General features: G+C 59.5%; 22 protein-coding genes and 1 pseudogene. 15 read left to right on the top strand and 8 right to left on the bottom strand.

All coding sequences use genetic code 11. From position 1 onward, the window contains the following. The first annotated feature begins 1 nt into the window (after position 1). Complete coding sequence (locus NI40_RS02710) at positions 2-5,584, top strand: trifunctional serine/threonine-protein kinase/ATP-binding protein/sensor histidine kinase (RefSeq protein ID WP_039260951.1); 5,583 nt, start codon at positions 2-4, stop codon at positions 5,582-5,584. A 3-nt stretch (positions 5,585-5,587) separates the two neighbouring features. On the opposite strand, the gene NI40_RS02715 is transcribed toward NI40_RS02710, so the two are convergent. Together NI40_RS02715 and NI40_RS02720 are read right to left on the bottom strand one after the other, a co-directional pair. Then, entirely contained in the window at positions 5,588-6,205 is a 618-nt protein-coding gene (locus NI40_RS02715) for a response regulator transcription factor (protein ID WP_033144524.1), read from the bottom strand. 185 nt (positions 6,206-6,390) lie between these two features. Next, complete coding sequence (locus tag NI40_RS02720) at positions 6,391-6,777, bottom strand: VOC family protein (protein ID WP_039260954.1); 387 nt, start codon at positions 6,775-6,777, stop codon at positions 6,391-6,393. An 88-nt stretch (positions 6,778-6,865) separates the two neighbouring features. On the opposite strand from NI40_RS02720, the gene NI40_RS02725 reads away from it, so the two are divergent. Both NI40_RS02725 and NI40_RS02730 read left to right on the top strand, forming a co-directional pair. Then, complete coding sequence (locus tag NI40_RS02725; protein WP_023310243.1) at positions 6,866-7,468, top strand: ATP-dependent Clp protease proteolytic subunit; 603 nt, start codon at positions 6,866-6,868, stop codon at positions 7,466-7,468. 135 nt (positions 7,469-7,603) lie between these two features. Continuing rightward, positions 7,604-8,725, top strand: coding sequence for a ribosomal protein uL16 3-hydroxylase (locus NI40_RS02730; RefSeq protein WP_039260955.1), 1,122 nt, complete (start codon positions 7,604-7,606; stop codon positions 8,723-8,725). A gap of 99 nt (positions 8,726-8,824) precedes the next feature. On the opposite strand, the gene NI40_RS02735 is transcribed toward NI40_RS02730, so the two are convergent. Further along, entirely contained in the window at positions 8,825-10,240 is a 1,416-nt protein-coding gene (locus NI40_RS02735) for an aminotransferase-like domain-containing protein (RefSeq protein ID WP_033144539.1), read from the bottom strand. 176 nt (positions 10,241-10,416) lie between these two features. Between NI40_RS02735 and NI40_RS22385 the strand changes: the two genes are divergently transcribed. Continuing rightward, the gene (locus NI40_RS22385; RefSeq protein WP_039260956.1) at positions 10,417-10,578 is read left to right on the top strand and encodes a DUF1127 domain-containing protein; all 162 of its coding nucleotides are present in this window, start codon (positions 10,417-10,419) and stop codon (positions 10,576-10,578) included. A gap of 39 nt (positions 10,579-10,617) precedes the next feature. On the opposite strand, the gene pdxR is transcribed toward NI40_RS22385, so the two are convergent. Next, positions 10,618-12,006, bottom strand: coding sequence for a MocR-like pyridoxine biosynthesis transcription factor PdxR (pdxR, locus tag NI40_RS02740; protein ID WP_039260957.1), 1,389 nt, complete (start codon positions 12,004-12,006; stop codon positions 10,618-10,620). A gap of 101 nt (positions 12,007-12,107) precedes the next feature. Here pdxR and NI40_RS02745 point away from each other — a divergent pair, with 101 nt between their 5' ends. Then, a complete protein-coding gene (locus NI40_RS02745) occupies positions 12,108-12,587 on the top strand; it encodes a carboxymuconolactone decarboxylase family protein (RefSeq protein ID WP_014882392.1) in 480 nt (159 codons plus the stop codon). Here NI40_RS02745 and NI40_RS02750 read toward each other — a convergent pair. Continuing rightward, complete coding sequence (locus tag NI40_RS02750) at positions 12,574-13,476, bottom strand: LysR family transcriptional regulator (RefSeq protein ID WP_033144541.1); 903 nt, start codon at positions 13,474-13,476, stop codon at positions 12,574-12,576. The two genes, NI40_RS02745 and NI40_RS02750, sit on opposite strands and share 14 nt — an antisense overlap. Before the next feature lie 100 nt (positions 13,477-13,576). On the opposite strand from NI40_RS02750, the gene NI40_RS02755 reads away from it, so the two are divergent. From NI40_RS02755 to NI40_RS02780, 7 genes and pseudogenes are all read left to right on the top strand, one after another. Continuing rightward, positions 13,577-14,992 carry an aldehyde dehydrogenase family protein gene (locus tag NI40_RS02755; protein ID WP_039260959.1) on the top strand — a complete coding sequence of 472 codons (1,416 nt, stop codon included), beginning with the start codon at positions 13,577-13,579 and terminating at the stop codon, positions 14,990-14,992. Between the two features lie 152 nt (positions 14,993-15,144). Beyond that, a complete protein-coding gene (locus tag NI40_RS02760) occupies positions 15,145-15,468 on the top strand; it encodes an antibiotic biosynthesis monooxygenase family protein (protein ID WP_033144543.1) in 324 nt (107 codons plus the stop codon). Between the two features lie 4 nt (positions 15,469-15,472). Beyond that, positions 15,473-15,562 (top strand): annotated as a pseudogene (locus tag NI40_RS24435) (amino acid-binding protein); the annotation flags it as partial. Beyond that, positions 15,537-16,232 carry an ArsR/SmtB family transcription factor gene (locus tag NI40_RS02765; protein WP_039260960.1) on the top strand — a complete coding sequence of 232 codons (696 nt, stop codon included), beginning with the start codon at positions 15,537-15,539 and terminating at the stop codon, positions 16,230-16,232. The pseudogene NI40_RS24435 and the gene NI40_RS02765, both read left to right, overlap by 26 nt. Positions 16,233-16,381: 149 nt before the next feature. After that, positions 16,382-16,852 carry a MarR family winged helix-turn-helix transcriptional regulator gene (locus NI40_RS02770; protein ID WP_033144545.1) on the top strand — a complete coding sequence of 157 codons (471 nt, stop codon included), beginning with the start codon at positions 16,382-16,384 and terminating at the stop codon, positions 16,850-16,852. Next, positions 16,849-17,916 carry an HlyD family secretion protein gene (locus NI40_RS02775; RefSeq protein ID WP_127353288.1) on the top strand — a complete coding sequence of 356 codons (1,068 nt, stop codon included), beginning with the start codon at positions 16,849-16,851 and terminating at the stop codon, positions 17,914-17,916. Before NI40_RS02770 ends, NI40_RS02775 begins: the two co-directional genes overlap by 4 nt. Continuing rightward, positions 17,906-18,982: a DUF2955 domain-containing protein gene (locus NI40_RS02780; RefSeq protein ID WP_023310256.1), complete on the top strand. Its 1,077-nt coding sequence runs from the start codon at positions 17,906-17,908 to the stop codon at positions 18,980-18,982. The genes NI40_RS02775 and NI40_RS02780 overlap by 11 nt, the downstream gene beginning before the upstream one ends. On the opposite strand, the gene NI40_RS02785 is transcribed toward NI40_RS02780, so the two are convergent. Next, positions 18,979-20,250 carry a DUF445 domain-containing protein gene (locus tag NI40_RS02785; RefSeq protein ID WP_039260963.1) on the bottom strand — a complete coding sequence of 424 codons (1,272 nt, stop codon included), beginning with the start codon at positions 20,248-20,250 and terminating at the stop codon, positions 18,979-18,981. The genes NI40_RS02780 and NI40_RS02785 overlap by 4 nt on opposite strands. A 245-nt stretch (positions 20,251-20,495) precedes the next feature. On the opposite strand from NI40_RS02785, the gene NI40_RS02790 reads away from it, so the two are divergent. The 3 genes from NI40_RS02790 to tssD are packed head-to-tail and all read left to right on the top strand — an operon-like array spanning position 20,496 to position 21,862. Continuing rightward, positions 20,496-20,858 carry a tlde1 domain-containing protein gene (locus NI40_RS02790; protein ID WP_039262252.1) on the top strand — a complete coding sequence of 121 codons (363 nt, stop codon included), beginning with the start codon at positions 20,496-20,498 and terminating at the stop codon, positions 20,856-20,858. Further along, complete coding sequence (locus NI40_RS02795) at positions 20,858-21,370, top strand: hypothetical protein (protein WP_039262254.1); 513 nt, start codon at positions 20,858-20,860, stop codon at positions 21,368-21,370. Before NI40_RS02790 ends, NI40_RS02795 begins: the two co-directional genes overlap by 1 nt. Further along, positions 21,371-21,862 (top strand): type VI secretion system tube protein TssD, encoded by a 492-nt coding sequence (tssD, locus tag NI40_RS02800; RefSeq protein WP_039262256.1) that lies wholly within the window; start codon positions 21,371-21,373, stop codon positions 21,860-21,862. It begins immediately after the preceding gene. A 51-nt stretch (positions 21,863-21,913) separates the two neighbouring features. On the opposite strand, the gene NI40_RS02805 is transcribed toward tssD, so the two are convergent. Beyond that, positions 21,914-23,095, bottom strand: coding sequence for a restriction endonuclease (locus NI40_RS02805; protein ID WP_039262257.1), 1,182 nt, complete (start codon positions 23,093-23,095; stop codon positions 21,914-21,916). A 105-nt stretch (positions 23,096-23,200) separates the two neighbouring features. Continuing rightward, positions 23,201-23,848, bottom strand: a complete 648-nt coding sequence (locus tag NI40_RS02810; protein WP_039262259.1) for a LysE family translocator — start codon at positions 23,846-23,848, stop codon at positions 23,201-23,203. Positions 23,849-23,874 lie beyond the last annotated feature (26 nt).

Here is a 23,874-nt window from a genome sequence, read left to right on the forward strand (position 1 = left end):
GATGAACGAACACGAGCAGCCTGCATTCTGGCCCGCCCAGGGGAATCTTCACCAGGGGCGGGTTTTTGTCCTTAAAGAGGATGTGATTTTTACCGTGCTGGCGCAGGAGGGCGGAATCGCCTGGATGCACGCGCGACATCCTCATTCCGGCGGCTCGTTCATTATCGCCACCGCGGTCAGCGACGAAGAGGAAGAGCGGGCCACCCGGCTGCTTAAAAACGAGTTTGCGCTGCGCGACGCGCTGCAGGACAGCTGGGCCATTCGCGCCGTCGCGTCCACCCAGTATCGGGGGCGCTTCGCGCTGGTGTACGCCCCGTTTGCGTTTGAGCTGCTGGCGCGGCGCGCGGGCAGGGCGATCTCGGGCATCACGCGCTTTATCGAGATGGCGATCCAGATCTGCGTTCCCCTGCGCCAGATGCATCTACAAAACCTGATCCACGGCGATATCAAGCCCGGCACGATTTTTGTTCATCACGATGCCACCTGCCGTCTGGGGAGCTTTGGCCTTTCCAGCAGTCTCTCCGATGCCATCACCCAGACCCGGCTTGCCGTTTCAGGCGGTACGCCCGCGTATATGTCGCCGGAGCACACCACCCGGACCCAGCGCCCCGTCGACGGCCGCAGCGATCTCTACAGCCTCGGCATGGTGCTGTACGAACTTCTGACCGGACGCCTGCCGTTTGAGCTGGGGGAGGACGATCGGGCCAACTGGGCGCACTATCATATTGCCTCCGCGCCGCTGGCCCCGGACGCGATCCGCCCGGACGTGCCGGGAATGCTGTCGACCATCATCCTCAAGCTGCTGGAAAAGCACCCCGATAACCGCTACCAGACGGTCGACGGGCTGATTGCCGACCTCCGCCGCTGCCAGGCGACGCTGACCTGCGAGGGCGAGATCGTCGCCTTTACCCCCGGCCAGCAGGACCGCACCCCGGCGATCCATCTGGCGGACTCCCTCTTCGCGACGCATCCGCAGGCGAATGACGTTATTGCGGCGTTTGAGCGGGTGGGGCAGAGCCTGATGCCGGAGCTGGTGACGATCGGCGGGCCGTCGGGGAGCGGCAAATCTTCGATCATCGCGACGGCGCTCAAAACGCTGCAGCAGCGCACGGTGCTGCTGGCGGTGGGCAAAGTCGACCAGTTTTCGCCATCGCTGCCCTACGGCGTATTAAGTTCCGCGTTCCGCACCCTGACGCTGCACCTGCTGGGGCTGCCCGCAGACGAGGTGGCGAAGTGGAAAATCCGCCTGTCTCGCGCCCTGGAGGGGCACGAGGCGCTGGCCGTCAGCCTCGTGCCCGAGCTGGGCCTGCTGCTTGAGAGCAAGCCGCGCTTCTCGGCCGATACGTTTTCCATAGATGCCCGGGCGCGCTTCAGCCATATGGTGCTGGCGCTGGTAAAAACCTTTGCCTCGCAGGGTTGCCCGCTGGTACTGGTGCTCGACGATCTCCAGTGGAGCGACGCCGCCAGCCTGCACACGCTCAAATATCTGCTGATGAACTGCGGCGCTGTTCCGCTGCTGGTGGTCGCGGCCCACCGGGATATCAGCGCCGTGCCCGACGCCGCCCTGCAGGCGCTGCTTGCGGGCCTGCCGGAAGCGGCGCAAAACGCGAGCGAGATTGTCCCGCAGGCGCTTTCCGTGAAAGCGGTGGCGCGCTGGCTGGCGACGGTATTTCGCACCCGCAGCGCGGCGACGACCGACCTCGCCACGCTGATCCACGAGAAGACGGGCGGCAACCCGCTCTTTGTGCACGAGTTTTTCCGCCGCATCGTGGATGACGGCCTGGTGGTGCACAACAAATATCAGGACAAGTGGCACTACGATCTGCAGGCGATCCGCGCCAGGCACTACACCGAAAACCTCGTCACCCTGGTGCTGGAGCAGCTTGAAGAACTTCCCGACGAGACGCGCCGCCTGCTGGGCAGCATCGCCTGCCTCGGCGGCACGGGCGAGATGGAGATGATCTGCCGCGTGGTCGGCATGTCGATGGCGGAAATGCGCTATGCGCTGCACCCGGCGGTGATGGCCCAGCTCATCGTGCTGGCGGAAAAAAAGTATGCCTTCACCCATGACCGGGTGCAGGAGGCCGCCTTTGCGCTGCTGGATCGGCATGAGAGAAGCCATATTCACCTGACCACCGCCAGCCTGCTGGCCGACGCCGCGCGTCAGGCGGCGGGGAACGAGCTGCTGTTCCGCGCCGTTCACCACGTCACGGCCGCGCTGGACAGCATCCAGCCCGCCCCGCAGCGCGAGATGTTCCGCGAGCTGAGCCTGCTGGCCGCGCGACGCGCGAAGCGCTCGGGGGATTATCCTTCGGCGCTCGGCTATATCCAGACCGCCAGAGCGCTGGGCAACGCCGGGACGGTGTCGGACTTTATGCTCGATATCGAAGAGGCGGGCTGCGAGTTTGCGCTGGGGCACCTGGAGCGCACCCGCGAGCTGTGCGACGCCATTCTCGGCTGCCCCGGCGGGCTGACCGAAAAGGCGCTGGCGGCCAACCTGCTGGTGGAGGTGTACATTCGCCAGTCGGACAGCCGTCTGGCGCTGGAGGCGGCGCTCTGCTGGCTGGGGATTTTCGGGATCCAGATTAGCCGCTATCCGGAAGATGCCGACTGCGACGAGGCCTGGGAACACTTCTGTAACCGCGCGGGTGACGCGCCGCAAACCCTGTTTGCCCAGCTGTCGCGGATGGACAACCCGGAAACCGAAGCGGTGTTGAACCTGCTCTACAGCGCCAGCATTTGCGCCAGCTTCATCTGCCCGCGACTGCACTTTTTGCTGCTCTGCCGCATGATGCACCTGACTCTCGACCACGGCATTACCGGCGCCTCCACCACGGCGATGGCCTGGTTTGGCGTGCTGATTGGCCACCGCTACGCCGAGTATCGCCTCGGGTTTCAGTACGGCACGCTGGCCCGCGAGCTGGTCAATCGCCACGGCTACGACGCCTTTGAAGCCAAAACCCTGCTGCCGCTCGACCAGCTCAGCGTCTGGACCCAGCCTTTATCGTTTACCATCGAGTGCGCGAAGGCCTGCTTCACCTCGGCGGTGACCCACGGGGATATGACGATGGCCTGCTTTGCGGCCTGCCACCAGGTGATTAACTTCCTCTCGCGGGGCGATCACCTGGACGGGGTGCTGACCAGCATCGATCGCGGCCTGGCGTTCGTGCGTAAAACCCACTTCCAGGACGTGGAGACCATTTTGATGGTCCAGCGCGGCTACGTTGAGTTTCTGCGCACGCCGGTCATCGGCACCTGGAGCGCGTCGCAGGTGCTGCCGGAGGCGCTGCTTCCCGCGTCGCCGGAGCAGGCGCCGGAGAAGAACTCCACCATGCTGTTCTGGTACTGGCTGTATCGCGGCATGGCGCACTTTACCTGCGGCGAATATGCCGACGCGCAGGCGGATCTCGAGATGGCGGGCTGGTACGCGTGGTCTGCGCCGGGCCACATCCATCTGCTGGATTACCATCTCTACAGCGCCCTCGCGCTCTCCCGTCAGCTGACGCCGGAGACCTTCTCGGCGAATCACCGCCGCAGCATTCACGCCCACTACGACAAAATCGCCCTCTGGGCGCGCGTTAATCCCGGCACGTTCGCGGATAAAGAGGCGCTGATTTACGCCGAAATCGTGCGTCTGGACGGAATGAACAGCATTGCGCTCGAGCAGTATGAGAAGGCGGTCCGGCTCTCCCGCGAGGGCGGCTTTAACCCGATCAACGCTCTGGCCCACGAGCTGGCGGGCCGCTTTGCGCTGTCCTGCGGTTACCCGACCGCCTCAGACGCCCACTTCCGCGGCTCGATTGCCGCCTGGGGCCGCGCGGGCGCGCAGGCCAAGGTGCGCCAGCTGGAGCAGGATTTCCCGCACCTGCTGGCCTCCGGGCAGGCCAGCGCCTACGACACGGTGGCGTTCGCCCAGAATGAGACGATCCGCGATCTCCAGAGCGTCATCAAAGCCTCCCGCGCGCTGTCGGAAGAGATTAACCTTGAGCGCTTAATCGAAAACCTGATGACCATCCTGCTCGAACGCGCCGGGGCGCAGCGCGGCCTGCTGCTGCGCGTGAGCGAGAGCCTCATCCCGGAGATTGAGGCCAGCGCCTGGACCAGCACCGAGGGCGTGCGGGTGCGGATCCTGAAAGACGTGCCGACGGCGACCGACCTGCCGCTGTCGGTGCTGGCGGCGGTGATCCGCACCGGGCAGGAGATCCGCACCGGCAGGCCGGAGGAGTTCCATCCCTTCAGCCAGGACCCTTATCTGGTGACCTCGGGGGCGGCGGTCATGTGCGTCCCGATGTTCAAACAGGCGCGGCTGGTGGGCGTGCTCTACCTCGAAAACCGCCTGATGCCGGAGGTCTTCACCGCCGAGCACTCGCGCGTGGTGAGCCTGCTGGGCGCCCAGGCCGCGGTATCCCTGGAGACGGCGCGGCTGTACGCCGAGCTGCTGGCGGAGAACATCCAGCGCCGACGGGTGGAGAAAGAGCTGCGATCCAGCCAGACCTCGCTGATGCTCGGCGAGCAGATCAGCCACACCGGCAGCTGGCGCTGGGAGCTGGAGCAGGATCTGATGTTTGTCTCGGAAGAATACGCCCGCATTCTCGGCCTGCCCGGGCAGCAAAAGACGATCTCCATGGCGGAGTTTTTGACCTTCGTCCATGAGGACGATTACGCCCGCATCAGCGCCATCGTCACCCAAAGCGTGCGCGACGGGCTCTCCATGCGCGCGGAGTTTCGCGTTAAGCGTACCGACGGCTCAACGCGCTACATCCTCGGGATTGGCGATCCGGTGGGCGTGGGCAGCGAGGTGAACGAGTATTACGGCATCATCACCGATATCACCGGCCAGCGCGCGGCGGAGGATGCCATGCGGGTCGCGCAGGCGGATCTGGCGCGGGTTTCCCGAGCCACCACCGTCGGGCAGCTGACCTCCTCCATCGCCCATGAGATCAACCAGCCGCTGATGTCGATCGTCTCGAACGCCGGGGCGAGCCTGCGCTGGCTCAACCGCGAGCCCGCCCGGCTGGATAAAGTGCGTGAGGGGCTGGAGGAGATCGCCGCGGAAGGCGCGCGGGCGGGGGAGATCATTCGCAGCATCCAGTCCCTGACGCGCAAGCAGGATCCCACCTTCTCGCGCATCGACATGCACTACCTGATCCACCATATCATCACGCTCTCCCGCAGCGAGCTGGAGCAGAGACACATTAGCGTTGATTATCTGTTACAGGCGCAGAACAGCTTTATCACCGGCGATAGCGTGCAGATCCAGCAGGTGCTGTTGAACCTGGTGATGAATGCGGTAGAGGCGATGGCCGAGGTGAAGGATCGCGCCAGCACCATTACCCTCAGCACCGCCAACGCGGACGGGAAGGTGATCGTCGAGATCGCCGATACCGGGAGCGGCATTGAGCCCGAGCGGCTGGAGCAGATTTTTGACTCGTTCTACTCCACCAAGGCGCAGGGGATGGGGATGGGGCTGACCATCAGCGCCAGCATCATCGAGCGTCACTGCGGGAAGCTGAGCGCGCGCCGCAGGGAGCCGTACGGCACGGTGTTCGCGTTTGCGCTGCCGCTGGCGGCGCAGGAAGGGTAAAGGTTACTCCGCAGGCTGGCTATTGGTCAGGCGCTCAACGGCCCTGACCAGCTCCGCCACGGAGCGCACCTGCATTTTCTCCATCACGCGGCGACGGTGCACCTTAACCGTGATCTCGCTGACGCCCAGCTCGGCGGCAATCTGCTTGTTCAGCATGCCGCTTATCGCCAGCGTCAGCACCTCGTGCTCGCGCGGGGTGAGGGACATGTGGCGCTGCTTCAGAGCATAGTGCTCTTTATTGCGCACGGCGTTGTGTTCCGCCAGCTGAAGCGCGGACTCGATGGCGTCGATAAGCGCGGTGGATTCGACGGGCTTGGTGAGAAATTCGTACGCGCCGCCTTTAATGGCGCGCACCGACATCGGGATAGTGCCGTGGCCGGTAAGAAAAATAATCGGGATTTCGCGCCCGCTGTCCTTAAGGGCATCAGCCACCTCAAAGCCCGAGATGGCGGGCATTTGCATATCGAGGACCACGCACGACGGGAGCTCTTCAAAGCGGTGTTGAAGAAACGCTTCTGCCGATGAAAAGCCGACGGCGTTCAGGTCCGCCGAATCCAGCAGCCCGATCACGGACTGCCTGACCGCGTCATCGTCATCAACCACATACACAATGTGTTCCATTCACCGCCCCGGTGCTGATTTACATGTCGAGGATGCAAACAATCCCGCCGGTTACGTAAGGGACTGTTTATGCTGACTTTCATCTTAACACATTAACTATCATTATCATTTAACAATATGATAACCGTATGAAGATGAAGTATAGCGATCCGTGACCGGAGCGGTGAAGGAACGAAACGCTGATTTTATGCACCCACAAGCTCAATGCGGTTGCCGTCCGGATCCGCAATTACCGCTTCATAGAAGCCGTCCCCGGTCATGCGAGGGGCGCTGAGCAGCGTGCCGTTGGCCTGTGCCCGCTCCGCCATGCTGTCGACCTGCGCTTTGCTGCCGACGTTGATGGCGATATGCGCCCAGCCGATAAACTCCGGGTGCGCAGGGGCGTCGGGCAGATCCGGCAGCGTCATCAGCTCGATGGTCGGCCCGTCATCCAGCGTAATAAAGTGTGATTCGAAACCGGGGCGATTTTTACTGACGTAGCGTTCGTTACTGCGGCCACCAAACACCGTTTCCCAGAACTGAACCTGCGCGTTCAGGCTACGGGTCCAAAGTGCGACATGGGCAATATTCATAAGATCCCTCGTTATTTGTCTGTGAGGACTTTCACCGGTAAAACAGGCTACACTCTGGTTTTGAGCGCGACAAGCTGAGGAAATAACAATGCACTACACACTGAAAGATAGCGACAAGGAAAAAGCGGAAGGGTCAAACGGCGCGGGCGCTCTGCAGCAAAAACTGCTGGAGTCTCGTTCGATTGTGATCTCCGGTGAGATCAACCAGGAGCTGGCGCAGAAGGTCATCACCCAGATGATCCTGCTGCAAAGCGTCAGCAACGATCCGATCAAGCTGTACATCAACAGCCAGGGCGGCCACGTGGAAGCGGGCGATACCATCCACGACTTCATCAAGTTCATCCGCCCGGAAGTGCACGTCATCGGCACCGGCTGGGTGGCGAGCGCCGGGATCACCATCTTCCTGGCGGCGAAGAAAGAGCACCGCTACTCGCTGCCAAATACCCGCTTTATGATCCACCAGCCGCTGGGCGGCGTGCGCGGTCAGGCAACGGATATTGAGATCGAAGCGCGCGAGATCATCCGCATGCTGGATCGCGTGAACAAGCTGATCGCCGACGCCACCGGCCAGCCGCTGGAAAAAGTGAAAAAAGACACCGATCGCAACTTCTGGATGTCTCCGGCAGAAGCGCTGGACTACGGCATTGTGGGTAAACTGATTACCCATTATGACGAGCTGAAGCTCGATTAAGTTTTCGCGGCGTGTTTGAGTCGGGTGGCGGCTTCGCCTTACCCGACCTACACGCCCTCGTTTGACCCATGACAAGTTCCCCCTCTGCCTTCTTGCCTATAATCGCGCCTGTTTCCCCTCTCACTGGTGCTACCCATGGCGTATCAACTGAACCTGAACTGGCCGGAATTTCTTGAGAAATACTGGCAAAAACAACCCGTAGTGCTGAAAAATGCCTTCCCGAATTTTGTCGACCCGATTACTCCGGACGAGCTGGCAGGGCTGGCGATGGAGCCGGAAGTCGATAGCCGTCTGGTGAGCCATTTCAACGGCAAATGGCAGGCCAGCAATGGTCCGTTTGAGCATTTTGACGATCTGGGCGAAACCGGCTGGTCGCTGCTGGCGCAGGCGGTGAACCACTGGCATATGCCCGCCGCGGAGCTGGTGCGTCCGTTCCGCGTCCTGCCGGACTGGCGTCTGGACGACCTGATGATCTCCTTCTCCGTGCCGGGCGGCGGCGTGGGTCCGCATATCGATCAGTACGACGTGTTCATCATTCAGGGGATGGGCAGCCGCCGCTGGCGCGTGGGCGACAAGCTGCCGATGCGTCAGTTCTGCCCGCATCCTGCGCTGCTGCATGTCGATCCGTTCGAGCCGATCATCGACGAAGATCTGGCCCCGGGCGATATCCTCTACATCCCGCCTGGATTCCCGCACGACGGCTTTACCCATGAGACGGCGCTCAACTACTCCGTCGGCTTCCGCGGGCCGAACGGTCGCGATCTGATCAGCAGCTTCGCCGATTACGCGCTGGAAAACGATCTGGGCGGCGAGCACTACAGCGATCCGGATCTGAGCTGTCGCGAACACCCGGGCCGCGTGGAGCAGTACGAGCTCGATCGCATTCGCCAGATGATGTTCGACATGATTAGCAAGCCGGATGATTTCACAAAATGGTTCGGCAGCTTTGTCTCCACGCCGCGCCACGAGCTGGATATCGCCACCGCCGAGCCGCCGTACGCGCCGGAAGAGGTGCTGGACGCGCTGCAGGGCGGCGAAACGCTGTCTCGCCTGAGCGGCCTGCGCGTGCTGAACGTCAACGGCAGCTTCTTTATCAACAGCGAACAGCTGGAGACGGTAGACGCGAAGGCGGCGGATGCGCTGTGCCGCTACACCGAACTCGGCCAGGCCGAGTTGGGCGATACGCTGAATAACCCGGCGTTTGTTGAAGAACTCACCGGGCTGATTAACCAGGGATACTGGTACTTCGACGAGTAACCTGCCTGTTGCCCGGTGGCGCTGCGCTTACCGGGCCTACAGGATCGGTTTTCTCCCTCTCCCTGTGGGAGAGGGTCGGGGTGAGGGCATCAGGCCGCACTACTCCTCCATTGCAATCACAATCGCTTCACCCATCTTCTTCAGCGCCTCGCGATTCTTCTCCGTCGGCGGAAGCGCCACGTTGATCCGCAGACAGTTGCGGTACTTCCCGGAGGCGGAAAACAGCGATCCGGCCGCGGCCTGGATCTTCAGCCGACACAGCTGCTTGCTGACGCACACCATGTCGACCTTCTCCGGCAGCTCAATCCACAGCAGGAAGCTGCCCTGCGGGCGCGTGACGCAAATCTCCGCCGGAAAATACTGCCGCACCCAGCAGGTGTAGGTTTCCATATTCTGCTGATAAATCTGACGCATACGGCGCACGTGGCGATGGTAATGGCCGTCGCGAATAAACGCCGCCACCGCCATCTGCGTGCCCGGCACGTTAAACCCGCCCGCGGCGTATTTCATGTGCATTACCCGGTCGTAATAGCGCCCCGGCACAATCCAGCCGACGCGCAGGCCCGGCGCCACGGTTTTGGTAAACGAGCTGCAGAGGATCACGCGGCCGTCGATATCCATCGAATGAATGGTGCGCGGGCGCGGGTACTCTGCCGCCAGCTCGCCGTAAATATCGTCCTCGACAATCACGATATCGTGCCGCTGGGCCAGGGCTAAGACCTGCTTTTTCCGCGCTTCCGGCATGATAAACCCGAGCGGGTTATTGCAGTTGGGCACCAGAATCACGGCCTTGATCGGCCACTGCTCCAGCGCCAGCTCTAACGCCTCGATGCTGATCCCGGTCTCGGGATCGGTAGGAATTTCAATCGCCTTGATGTCAAACCCGCGCAGCATCTGCATGGTGCCGTGAAACGACGGCGACTCCACCGCCACGATATCCCCCGGCTTGCACACCGAGAGCAGGGCAATCGACAGCGCGCCGTGGCAGCCGTTGGTGATGACAATCTCGTTCGCCGCTACGGTGGAGCCGCCGTCCAGCATCAGGCGGGCGATCTGCTCGCGCAGCTCCAGGCGGCCGTCGAGCACGTCATAGCTCAGCATCTCGGCAGGATTATGCTGCGCGATGCGGCTCATCTCGCGCCACAGGGGCTTCAGGCTCGGCTGGTTAATATCCGGCGAGCCGCCGCCGAAGGAGATCATCTCTTTGTCGGCGCGGGCGTCCAGCAGCATCATCACCTCATCCCACTGGGTGACGTCCACGGGGCGCTGCACCGGGCGCGTCATGGCCGGAACCGGCGGCTGGGCCTTGCGCTGCGAGACAAAATAGCCGGAGCGCGGCTGAGGGGTGATCAGCTGGAGATTTTCGAGGATCTGATAGGCCTGCTGTATGGTGCTGATGCTCACGCCGTGCTCCTGGCTCAGCGTGCGCACCGACGGCAGACGTTCGCCGCTGCGATACAGCCCTTGTTCAATACGTTCTGCCAGAAGGTTGGCCAGATGTTGATAGCGCGTCATGCTGTATCCTTTGTTTTCACCATACAGATTACAAAACCAGTACAGATTGCCGTAAAAATTGGCATGCAGATACTGTTTTAGCGGATCTGTATGTTAAACAAAAGGTGTTTTTGAGTCTGTATTGCACAGGCCGATTTCCAGGATGATAACCCCACTGGTACAGTGAGGAGAGCATCATGGAATTCTATGAGAATCGTTCAAAACGTCCGTTCGTCGTGTTTGTCTGGATCGGCAAAACGATCTGCAACTGGTATCGCATCAACCGCACTCGCCGCATCCTGAGCCAGATGAGCGACGAGCAGCTCAAGGACGTTGGTTTATCCCGCAATGATGTTTAAACCGTAGGCCGGGTAAGGCGTAGCCGCCACCCGGCGATTTCAGCTCAACAGCGCAAGCGTCTGCCGCTTCGGCCTCTCCAGCAACGCCAGCGCCTCTTCATACGACCGCACGTTGTTATAGCCCATCACCAGCCCGTAGCGTTTGCCCGAGCCGCGATACCACTCCGAAAGCGCATTCACCTGCAGCTGCTGTTCCTGCCAGCAGCGCGCCACTTCCCGGTCACCGCTGCCTCTGGTCAGGAACGCCACAATATGCATCCCGCCGTCGTTTTGCTCGGTGAAAAACAGATCGCCATACACCTCGCGGAGAGCCGCAATCATCCAGTCGCGGCGGGTCTGATACAGCGCGCGCATCTTTTTCAGGTGACGGAAAAAATGCCCTTCGTTGAGAAACGCGGTGAGGATCTTTTGCGTCAGCACAGGCTGGCCGCTGGTGGTAATGTCCGCGCAGTCGGTAAAGGCCCCGACGGTGCTGGCGGGCATCACCACGTAGCCCATGCGCAGCGACGGCATGATAATTTTACTGAAGGTGCCCATAAAAATTACCCGGTCGTGCTGGTCGAGGCTTTTCAGCGACGGCAGCACCTTGCGGGTGTAGTGAAACTCACCGTCGTAATCGTCTTCGATGATCCACGCCTCGTTCTGGCTGGCCCAGTCGAGCAGCTGCTGCTTGCGCGGCAGCGATAGCGTGACCGCCAGCGGGCTCTGGTGCGACGGGGTGACGATGGCAAAACGGGCATCGCGATGGTGACGGAGCAGGTAGTCCGTGTCGATACCTGAACGGTCGACCGGCACCGTGTGCAGGCGCGGCACGATCCGCTTGAGCAGCTGCTGGCCCATAAAGTAGCCCGGATCCTCAAACACCACCTTGTCGCTGCGGCTGGCGAGGGTGTCGAGGATCAGCCGCAGGCTGCCGCTGTAGCCGCTGGTGATCAGCACCTGTTCGGCGCTGCAGGACAGCCCGCGTGAAATATTGAGATAGCTGGCGATGGCCTGGCGCAGCGGATACCAGCCCAGAACGGGCGGATTGAGCATCTCCTCCTGACGCATGGCGCGCGTCGCCTGTCCCGCCAGCAGCAGCCATTTTTTATACGGAAAGCTGTCAAGGGCCGGGATGCCGGGGCGCAGAAACCCGGCCCGCTCGCGCTGGCTGATGAGCGATGCCGGAAGCGCGCCGGTGGGCTGTTCCGCAGGGGCACTCTTATCCGGCAACAGCAGATCCGGGTTGACCCGCGTGCCGCGCGCCCCCTGGCTCACCAGATACCCTTCCCCCGTCAGAATGGCATACGCCGTTTCGACCGTTTTACGCGCCACCTTCAGCTCTTCCGCCAGCACGCGGATGGCGGGCACCTTATCGCCCGGCTTCAGCACGCCGCGCGTGATGTTGTCGCGATAGCGGGAATAAATCTCGTGATAGCCCGGCTTCATGTCCTACCTCGTTTCACGCTTTTTGTGTCTTTTTACTATGTCATGAACGGCGTAGATTTGCCTCATCGCATGGCATATGCCGCACAAAAAGAGGAAAGACCATGAGCACTCGCGTCAACCACCATAAAGTTACACCTGCCCTCGCCAACGCCCTGTCCGCCCTGAGCATGGAGGTGGCAAAAACCTCCATCGACCCGGCGCTGAAGCACCTGATCGACATTCGCGTGTCGCAGCTGAACGGCTGTACCTTCTGCCTGGATATGCACTCGAAAGAGGCCAAAATTGCCGGCGAGCGCGAGCTGCGCCTGTACCATCTGGCGGCCTGGCGCGAGTCCCCGCTGTTCAGCGCCCGCGAGAAAGCCGCGCTGGCCTTCACCGAAGCGCTGACCCAGATTGGCGTTCACGGCGTGAGCGACGCGCTGTACCGCAGCGTGGCGGAGCACTTCTCGGACGTGGAGATTTCAGAGCTGAACTTCGCCATCGTGGCGATCAACGCCTGGAACCGTCTGGGGATCACCTCCCGCATGGCGCCGGGCTCGCTGGACGCGGCTTACGGGCTGAACAAGGCTAACCTGGAATAATCCCGCGCTCGCGGATCGTTGCCACCAGCGCCCGCAGGCCTGGCGGAACGTGGCGATGGCCGGGGTAGTACAGGCGCAGTCCGGCAAAGGGCTGCGCCCAGTCGTTTAGGACGCTCACCAGTTCTCCACGCTCCAGCTCTTCACGGATATACAGTTCCGGCAAAAATCCCACCCCTAATCCCGCTTTTACGGCGCGGATCGAGGCAAAAAGATCGGACGTCGCAAAGCGCGGTGGCACGGCAAGGGCGTACGTTTCCCCCCGACGCGCCAGCTCCCAGCGGTAGATCCCACCGTGGGCCATACGCATGCCGATCCCCTGATGCGAAAGCAGATCGTCCGGCGTCTGCGGAATGCCGTGACGGGCAAAATAGTCCGGCGTGGCGGTAACCAGCTGGCGGATCTCCCCGGTCAGCGGCACGGCGATCATGTCCTGCGGCACGGACTCTTCAAGGCGGATCCCCGCGTCGTAGCCTTCCGCGACGATGTCGATCATTCGCGCTTCGCTGACGGTCTCTACGCGCATCTTCGGGTAGCGGATCATAAAGTCGATCAGCAGCTGGTCCAGAAACAGGGTGCCGATATGGTTCGGCACGTTCAGACGCAGCGTGCCGGCGGGTTCCCCGGTGTCGCTGTGGATCTCCTCGCTGGCGAGACGGATCTCCTGCAGGGCCGGGCCGATACGCGCCACATAGCGCTGTCCGGCGTCGGTGAGCGCCACGCTGCGGGTGGTGCGGTTAAAGAGGCGGGTATCAAGGCGGCTCTCCAGCCCGGCGATGGCGTTGCTTACCGCCGTGGCTGACATGCCCAGCTCCTGCGCGGCGGCGCGAAAGCTGCCGCGTCGCACGACCGCCATCACCACTTCCAGCTCTGTCAGACCTGAACGATGCATAGATTATCCTGAAAATCGAAACAACCCTTGCAGCATAGCGTGGATTATCGCAACAGAGAAGCCGTGACAGACTGTGCTCACACAGCCTGAGGAGGTTTATATGCACACCATCGAACAGATCTTTATTAATGGCGAATTTGTTACCCCGCACGGCAACGAGTGGTTTGATTTGTACAACCCGGCGACGGCGCAGGTCATCGGCCAGGTTCGTCTGGCGGATGAGATTGACGCGGAGCGTGCCGTTGCGGCGGCGAAAGCGGTGTTCCCGGCGTGGTCGCAGACCACTAAACAGGAACGCCTCGCGGCGCTAAAACGTATGCACGCCGCCGTGGCCGCCCGTCACGACGATCTGCTGGAAGCGGTCATTGAAGAGTACGGCGCGCCCGCCTCGCGCTCTGCGTGGATGGCTAGCTATCCGGCGGAGGTGATTGCTCAGGCCATTGAGGCGCTGGAGGCGTTTGAATTTATCACCCCCGCAGGCGCAGCGACGGTGCAGATGACGCCGCTTGGCGTGGCCGGGCTCATCACGCCGTGGAACAGCGACGCGGGGTTTATCTGCGGCAAGCTGGCGGCCGCGCTGGCTGCGGGCTGTACGGCCGTCATCAAGCCGAGCGAAATGAGCGCCCTGCAAACCCGGATTGTCACCGAAGCGCTGCGAGATGCCGCGCTGCCGGCGGGCGTGTTTAACATCGTCACCGGACGCGGCGAAACCGTCGGTGAAACCATCAGCCGTCATCCCGACGTGGCAAAAATCTCGTTTACCGGCTCGACGAATACCGGCAAGGCGATCCTGCGCAACGCGGCGGAGAGCTTTAAGCGCGTTACCCTGGAGTTAGGCGGTAAATCGCCGACGATCCTGCTGGATGATGTGGATCTGGCGCAGGCGATCCCGCTGGTGATTCAGGCCGGATTTATGAACAGCGGGCAGGCGTGCGTGGCCGGAACGCGCATTCTGGTGCCGCAGGCGCGCAAGGCGGAGATCGAAGCCGCATTGGCGCAGGCCGTGGCGGCGGTGAAATCGGGCGATCCGCGCGATAGCGCGACGGACGTCGGCCCGATGGTCAGCGAAAAGCAGTGGCAGCGGGTGCAGGGCTATATCCGTAAAGGAATCGAAGAGGGAGCGCGCCTGCTGGCGGGTGGTGAAGGGAGACCAGACGGCACGCGAGACGGCTGGTTTGTGCGCCCTACGCTGTTTGCCGACGTGAACAACCAGATGACGGTCGCCCGTGATGAGATTTTCGGCCCGGTGCTGTGCGCGATCCCTTATCGTGACGAGGCGGAGGCTGTCGCCATTGCCAATGATACCGACTACGGACTGAGCGCGATGGTGCTGGGCGGCGATGCGAACCGCGCGCGACGCGTGGCGCAGCAGATTGTTTCCGGTCGCGTGCTGGTGAATACCCTTGCCCATGAGCCGAAGGCGCCGTTCGGCGGGTTTAAGCACTCCGGCGTGGGGCGCGAGATGGGCGAGTGGGGGATTCGGGCGTTTATGGAGCCCAGGTCGATTCTGAGCTAAAACCTGCCCGGTGGCGCTGCGCTTACCGGGCCTACAGGAGCCCACAGGCCGGATAAGCGCAGCGCCATCCGGCACAACATTTCGCTCTTTGCCGAAGCATCATTCCTCTCTACCCTGCATCCTCTCCCCGACATCACAACGGAGAGACCATCATGATTGCAGTCATTTTCGAAGCCAAAGCCGCGCCCGCCCATCAGGCGCGCTACCTACAGCTCGCTGCCGAACTCAAACCTCTGCTGGCGGACATCGACGGCTTCATTGATATCGAACGTTTTCAGAGCCTGACGACCGACGGCAAAATCCTGTCGCTTTCCTGGTGGCGCGACGAAGAGGCCGTCCGCCGCTGGAAGCAGAACGTCTTCCATCAGGCGGCGCAAGCCGAAGGGCGGGAGTCGATTTTCGCGTACTACCGTATCCGGGTGGCGCAGCTGGTGCGGGAGTACAGTTCCGAAACCGGAGGGCACGCGGATGTATGACGTTCACCTTATTCTGCTGACGGATGATGATAAGCTGGCCGCAGAGATCACCGAACCCTGGGCGACACATGTTAAAAACGAGCCTACCTCCTGATAACGGCGCGGCGCTGGAACAGGCCATTGCCGCGGTGGCTGCCGCAATGGCCGATCCGTCGCGTGTAAAGATGCTGTGCGCGCTGATGGACGGGCGGGCGTGGACCGCTACCGAGCTGAGCGCGGCGGCAGACGTTGCGCCGTCGACCGCCAGCGGGCATCTTGCCCGGCTGGTGGAAGGGCAATTGGTTACCTGCCTGTCGCAGGGGCGGCACCGCTATTATCGTCTGGCGGGGCACGACGTGGCGGCGCTGGTGGAGCAGATGATGGGGCTCTCCTGGAGCCGCATCACCCCGCCGGAAACAAGCGCGCCGAAAGCCATGCGCGAGGCCCGAACCTGCTACGACCATCTTGCCGGAAGGGTTGCGGTGCACATCTACGATTTTATGCAGGCGGAAGGCTGGCTGGAGGCAGACGGTTCAGCGCTCACGCCGTATGGCCGCGAGCAGTTTCTGAAGCTTGGTATTCCGTTAAATCCCAATACACGTCGCAAAGCCTGCTGCGCCTGTCTGGACTGGAGCGAGCGGCGGTTTCATCTGGGCGGTGAGGCGGGCGCGGCGCTGCTCATTCATCTGGAAAGCAAAGGGTGGATCCAGCGGGTGGCTGGGTACAGGGAGGTGGTGGTGACGGCTTCGGGGAAAAGTGCCGTTCAGAGACTTTTTAGCCGCTAAACTCTGCTGCGGGCTGGTGCCCTCACCCCGACCCTCTCCCATGGGGAGAGGGAGAAAATCGTTTCGCAATTCCTGCTCTTTTACCTCTCGTTTCTTGATACTTACCCTGATAACTATTATCGTTACCGCGTGTGACGAGAGGTTTCCCCATGAGCGAAGAAGAACTGTTTAGCCGCAGGCCGATGGGCATGCGGATGGCGATGATCGTGCGCCAGTGGCGTGCCGTCATCGACGACGCCATTCTCGATACCGGGTTAACCCAGTCGAGCTGGACGGTGATGATGCAGCTTCATCAGCTCGGGGATAACGTCTCCGTGAGTGAGCTGGCGGAGGTGCAGGGCATTGAACTGCCGCCGCTGATGCGCACCCTGACACAGCTGGAAAAGCAGGGTTACCTGCTGCGCTCCGTATCGCCTTATGACAAGCGCATCCGGCTTCTGACGCTGACGCCTGAGGGAAAAGCCATATTAAAAAGGCTCACTCAGGTGATTGAGACCTATCAGGCGCGCGTATCGCAAAACATCGCGCCGGAACATATCGACATTTTCAGCGCCACCCTGAATCAATTCGCCTGCAATTTGCGGACAATCCGCGAAGAAGATAACAAGACCGAAAAATAATGACCCCTGAACAAAAGTTTGCCCGCTGGGTAAGGGTGAGTATTGCCTCTTTCCTGCTGATGTTTGTCTACTTTATCGTCGCGGATATCTGGATCCCGCTGACGCCGGACTCCACCGTGATGCGCGTGGTGACGCCGGTTTCTCCGCGCGTCTCCGGCTACGTGGCGGCGGTACATGTCCACAACAACAGCCAGGTGAAGAAAGGCGATCTGCTGTTTGAGCTCGACGACACGCCGTTTCGCAATAAAGTGGAAGCGGCGCAAATCGCGCTTGAGCAGGCACGCCTTTCCAACGACCAGCTGGATGCGCAGATCGCTGCCGCGCAGGCCAGCCTGAAAACCGCCGTGCTGACCGCGCGTAACGACAAAGTGACCTTCGATCGCTACCAGAAGCTGAGCACCCTGCAGAACGTCTCGCAGGCGGATCTGGATAAGGTTCGCACCACCTGGCAGAGCAGCGAGCAGTCCGTCAGCTCTATCCAGGCCAATATCCATAACCTGCGCATTCAGCGCGGCGAGCGGGACGAGCATCGCAACGTGACGCTGCAAAAATACCGTAACGCGCTGGATGAGGCGGAACTTAACCTCGGCTGGACGAAGGTCTATGCCCAGGCGGACGGCACGGTCAGTAACCTGCAGTTAAGCCCGGGCTTTTACGCTTCCTCGGGTTCAGCCGCGCTGGCGCTAGTGAACAACCAGACCGATATCGTCGCCGATTTTCGCGAGAAGAGCCTGCGCCACACCCATCAGGGCACCGACGCCGCCGTGGTGTTCGACGCCTTCCCGGGGCACGTTTTCCGCGCCCACGTGACCAGCAGCGACGCGGGTATACTGGCGGGTCAGGAGGCCGTTAACGGTCAGCTGTCCGAGCCGGAAACCTCCAACCGCTGGGTGCGCGATGCCCAACGCATGCGCATTCACGTGACGCTGGACGAAGAATTGCCGAAGCACCTGCCGACCGGCGCGCGCGCCACCGTGCAGCTCTACAACAGCGAGGGGCCGTTTGCGCGCTTCTTCTCGGGGATGCAGATCCACCTGGTGAGCCTGCTTCACTATGTCTATTAGCACCCTGGCGCGGGTGTTTACCCCGCACGGCAACATCGTCTATACGGCAAACGACTTTCGCCAGACCCTGCGCATCGTCTTCGCCGGGATGATTGCGCTGAGCATCTCCAGCTTCTACAACACCAGCTACGGCGTATTTTTCGTAGTCTATCCGATCATGCTCCTGTCGCTGGTGCCGGTGTTTAACCGCCACGTGGCGAAGCAGTTTATCTTCAGCGCCGCGCTAAACTGCGTCGAAATGATCTTCATTATCGGCTATCTGTCGCAATGGCCGGTCATCATGACGCTGGTGGTGTTTGCCCTGTACGTGATGCGTTTTCGCTTTATGAGCAAGGGGCCGCTGTTCCTGTTTGGCTCAATGGGCGTGGTGTGCCAGAGCGTGATGCTCAACTTTATGAGCTACCCCACTACCAGCTGGCACACGCTGCTGTTTTCCAACATCGAAGCGAGCGTGATGGCGGTGTGCCTGAGCGCGCTGATGAACTATCTCCTGCCGGACGTGGAGCCCCGCAGGCCGCCGCCGCTGATTGAGAAAGACGATGCCCGCGTGCGCCACGAGTCGCTGCTCTCCGGCACCGTCGCGACGCTGATATTCGTGGTGTTTCAGATTAGCGACTTAAGCGATTCGCTTTCGGCGCTGATGGCGGGGATTTTAATTCTGTTCCCCATGCACTACCGCGGTTCGGTGATGAGCTCGATCTGGCGCGTGGTCGGCGTGGTGCTGGGCTGCCTCTACATTCTGGTGGTGCAGCTGATCCTCTACGATCACAGCAGCCATATGCTGTTGATGATGCCGCTGATCGGCCTCGGGCTGGCGTTTGGCGCGCGTCTGCACGTGATGGAAAAGGTGGGGGCGGGCGTGGGGTTTTCCAGCATCACCACCATCGGCATTATGTTCGGGCAGAACATGCACCCGGACACTGACCTGGTGTTCAGCGATCTCTACCGCATCACCTCCGTTACCTTTTCGCTGGTCGCAACGCTGACGATGGTCTTCCTGGTGCACCTGATCCTCAACCGCTTTGAGGCGACGCGCTACGTCATCGCGCCGCCCAAAGTAGATTAATGCCCCAGCACGGCAGGCAGCTGCGAGAGTAAAAACAGGATCAGGCCTATCGTCCCGCCCACCAGCGTGCCGTTGACGCGGATGAACTGCAGGTCTTTACCGATATTCAGCTCTATCTGGCGTGACATGTCTTTGGCGTCCCAGCTTTTGACCGTGTCGCTGATGTGGCGGGTCAGAAACGCCGCGAAATCCGGCGCGAGGCGGTGCGCGGCCTGCTCCAGATGCTCGTTCAGCGACGCCCGCAGGCTGGCGTCATTAGAAAGCGTTTCGCCAAACCACAGCCCTGCGTTGGCGATGCGCTGCTTCACCCGCGAATCCTCGCTTTGCATATCTGCTTTCAGCCACTGGCGCAGGTCAGCCCACATCTCTCCCAGATAGCGGTTAAACGCCTCATCGTTTTTCAGGTAGTGCTTGATGTTGTCGGCTTTCGCCGCCATTTCCGGATCGTTTTTCAGGTTGTCGATAAGCTTCAGCGTGGCGCGGTCGAACGCCTGGCGGATCTGGTGCGTGCGGTCGTGGCTGATATCGTCCAGCAGCGCGTTCACCGCGTTCGACACCATCTCCGCGCTTTGATCGCCCAGCCACTCGGTGGGCAGCACCATCGCTTTGCGCGGGTGTTCGGTCTTCAGCCAGTGGACAATCTGATCGGCAATAAAGTCCCGCGTGCTCTCCCGCTGAATCAGGGTAATCAGACGGTTGATGATCGCATCCAGCAGCACCTGGTGGCGGTTGTTTTTGGTCATGCTCTCCAGCATCACGGCGCTGGTTTCGGTGAAATCGACCTTGTCGATGGCCTTATGCACCGCCCGTTTGAGCAGCCGCTGGATGCGTCCATCGTCGGTGAGTTCGAGAAAACCGCTCATCACCTGCATCAAATGCAGCCCGACGCGCTGGGCGTTGTCGGGCTTGCTGAACCAGGCGCCGATCATCTGGGCAGGTTCATAGCGGCGAATCAACGCGACTAGCGATTGCGTGTCGAGAAACTTCTCCTGCACAAACTGGCCGAGATTGTCGCCGATCCGGTCTTTATTGCGCGGGATAATCGCCGTATGGCGCGAGATAAACGGAATGGGCACCCGTCGGAACAGCGCAACTACGGCAAACCAGTCTGCCAGCGCACCGACCATCGCCGCCTCGGCAATGGCCTTCACGCCGCGCACCCAGAAGGTCTGCGGCAGGAACAGGGTGGTGATAAACGCCGCGGCGGCAACCAGCAGCAGCGACAGCGCCAGCAGCTTGGCGCGTTTGAGTTCAGCTATTTTTTCCATGGGTTAAGGATAGAGGGAAGTTCACTAAAAGTGCAAAACTGGTGTAAGAGGAGGGGATGCATAATCTGAGCGAACAGACCGCTATTATATTAAAAAATATATGTATTAAAATTACCTATTATTCATTTTTATATATTTTTTGTGCTTGTCTATTCTCGGCAGTAAGTTTTTGTGATCTTCATGGTAATTTCTATTTTCTTGTCCATCATAAGATAAAGAACTATTCGTAAAAGGAGGTGGTATTAATGACATGGGAATATAAAGTCTCGACAGGAGTATTGAGCCATAACGGTGAGTTTGTCGCTAACTGCTACAGCGGCGCTGGTGAATCGAAAGATAAACCCGAGTGTGAAAGTCAACGAAACAGAGGGCCCATCCCCAGAGGTATTTATTTTATTGCCGGATGGAATAATCATAAAAGTGCAGAGGCCATAATTCTTGAGCCTATAGCCGGAACCAATACCTTTGGTAGAGATCACTTTCAAATTCATGGTGATAAAAAAGGACTGCCGCCAGGTACTGCGTCAGCAGGTTGCATCATTATGAACGGCCAGGACAAGCGCCATATAATTTATGATTCTGGTGACACAATACTGGTGGTACGATAATGAAATATATTATTGCGCTATTCTTTTTGTCCTTACCGATGGGCTTATTTGCCAAAAATCATACGCCTGAACAGATTTTACAAATGATAAACGACAAGGGGGCCAGCACTGTTGTTGGTGAAATGAACTCAAATGATAACGGTGAGTCGGAATGGTGGAACCATGTCATCCCGAAAATCAGGAGCGGAACACAAGCATGGTTAGCGGTGGCGAGTGCCCTGGAACCCGGAGTAAACGCCAGTACGGCTGAAGATTTAAAGGCGGCGCTTTCAGAAGCCATCCCGCATAACCCTGAGGGTGTCTTAGCAATATTAAAAGACGATAAACCGTTGCTCACTATTGAACAAGTCTGCGCTTTTGCTAATTTCCCTGAGACGGAAGCAGAGAGCAATAAGCTTTATGTAGATTCCATCAGGGAGATGTTTAAAATAAAAAGCCCTGAGGGTAAAAGATGTCTCGCCGTCATGATCGCCACCGTTGAACACTCTGTTCCATTCGATAAGGATATTTAAATGGCCATTCCGGGATATATGTCATTAACTGACGATGCGGGTAATACTATAAAAGGGAGCGTGAAAGTCACAGACCGTGAAAACCAGATTGAGGTTTTAGGGCTCTATCATAACGTAAGCTATAATTCTGACCTGCATAATGGCAGAGTGTTGAGCAAACGCCAGCATCGCCCCTTTCTCATTGAAAAGGAAATTGATGCCTCCAGCGTTTATTTATATAAAGCGCTTAGCACGGGCGGTACGCTCAGGAAAGCGACTATCGACCTTTACAGAATCAATGATGCCGGTCAGGAAGAAATCTATTTCACGATAACGCTGGAATCGGTAAAAGTCGTCACACTGTTTTCATTAATGCATGACGTGAAAGAGACTTATCATGAAAAACAGGGGCATCTTGAGCTTGTTCAGCTTCGTTATGAAAAGATTACCTGGCATTACCGTGACGGTAACGTTATTCATTCGGATGACTGGGATTATCGGTTAGGGGCTTGATTAACTGTCTCCGGGATACGGGCGGTTTCCCGGAGACAGAGCGCGATAACGTTAAATTTCGCCTTTTAATCCCTCTTCCAGCTCATCAAAAAGCTGTAAATCCACGTCCAGCAGCTCGACCGCATTGCTGCGTCGGATGCCGACATTATTCTCAATCAGCAGTTCTAGCAGCCGGTCACCATCTATCAAGGTAATAGGGGCAGCTCCGGGATGCAGAGCCGCTTTTTCACAGTTCCCGGCAAAACGCCCCGTGGTGATGAGTGTGCCCCGGATCGCGCTGTGATAAGGCAACGCACCACGTAACTGGTCGATAACAGGGCGGGTGATATTGCTCTGCATACGCTTAACCTGCACCACTTCCGTGATGGTGGTAATGCCCACCTGTACTCTGCCGACGACATCAACACCCTTATCGCCCGACGCTTTGGTTACTTCCACCTGTTCATAACCCATCGCCTCGAGAAGTTGACCAATCAGATGCTCAAACTTGTAGGGATTCATTGTGCTTATTTGTTCGCGAAGCTGCTCTTTTTGCTGCTGGTTGTAACGCTTCACTGCGTCCAGAAGTTCTTTTCGTGGGTCGGCTTTGCGGGCCGGTAAGGCATTCGCTAACCATGCGCGGCCCTTATCGGTGATGTAGTAGCTCATTCCTTCTCGGGCGACCATATCGCGATCGATCAGGTTATAGAGGCGCGAGTAGAGCGTGCTTTTGATGGAGCTGGTAGAAGCGAATTTTGAATGCAGGTGTAAAAAAGCCTGCCATTCCGGGAGTAAGTCAGCACGACGGGACATTTCACGTCCAGCCAGCAGTTCAAGAAGATGCAGTAACCCTTCTTTATCGTCCAGCGAGCGTAACGTGACATCTTCATTATTCAGAAATTGCTGCCCGCCCTCGGTGGGTACCCAGGTATCTTTCGGCGTCGTTTCCATCAGTGCGAAGACTGAAGAGTTTAGAAACAAATAGCTACCGTAACTATGGCGCGGATTGAGGATGTGATTATCCTGATTCCAGATCCGCAGCGCGATCTCAGCGTCTTCACCTTTGAGGCGTTCGTTGATCCACATATCAGGTTCGGACCAGTCAACCGGGTTTTGCGGCGTGCCGGTTTGTTCCTGAATTGCAGTGATCATGTTACGTACAGAATTCACTGAATAGCCGGAGACGGCTTTCATCATTGCCTGAACCTGCGCATAGGTTGGAAAAAGTGGCGTAATAACTTTGTAATTTTTCACGTTGTTCCCTTAACGATTGCTTTGGCTTTAGCTTGCCACGTCAGGGAATAAATACTCATAACTAAGTCACTTATTTTGTAAGGTAATAATGTTCTTGTAGGTTTTCTATATAGGCAAAACACTTTCTGCCACCAATCGCCACAGCACCCACCCGCCAAATCCCATCAGCACCACCCCCGCCGTGCGCTCAATCCACCACAGCGAACGGCTGAGCTTCTGTTGTACCGCCGATAGCCCCATCAGCGACACCAGCGCGACATCCCACGCCAGCACCACCATCACCATCCAGACGCCGCAGGTCGCCTGCTGAAGCAGCGTGACGTCCGGCCCCAGCAAGGCCGTCATCAGCGCCAGATAGAACAGCGCGTTCTTCGGGTTTAGCAGCGCCGAACCGAGCCCCAGCAGGATCTGCTTTTGCCGTGAGGGAAAGCGCTGGTGGGTTTCATTCAGCGCCAGCGCCTGCTGGCGGCTGCGAATCAGATGCGAGCCGATCCACAGCAGGTACAGCGCCCCGCAAAGCTCGATAAGCGTAAACAGCCACGTAAACTGGCGCAGCGCGCTCCAGCCGATAATCACCAGAAGAATATAAAGCGCGTTGCCCGCGGCAATGCCGAGGCACAGTCCGGCGCTGCCGCGCAGCCGATAGCGCGCGGCGTAGCCCACCAGCAGGAAGAAATCCGGGCCCGGGCTTAACAGGGCGACAAAGTGCGCCAGCGCCAGGGCGAGAAAAGCGGAAGGGAAGAACAGTTCCATAGCGACCTCAGTTAACAATCTGCGGT

The sequence above is a fragment of the Enterobacter sp. E20 genome (assembly GCF_000801755.2).
GTDB classification, from domain to species: domain Bacteria; phylum Pseudomonadota; class Gammaproteobacteria; order Enterobacterales; family Enterobacteriaceae; genus Enterobacter; species Enterobacter asburiae_B.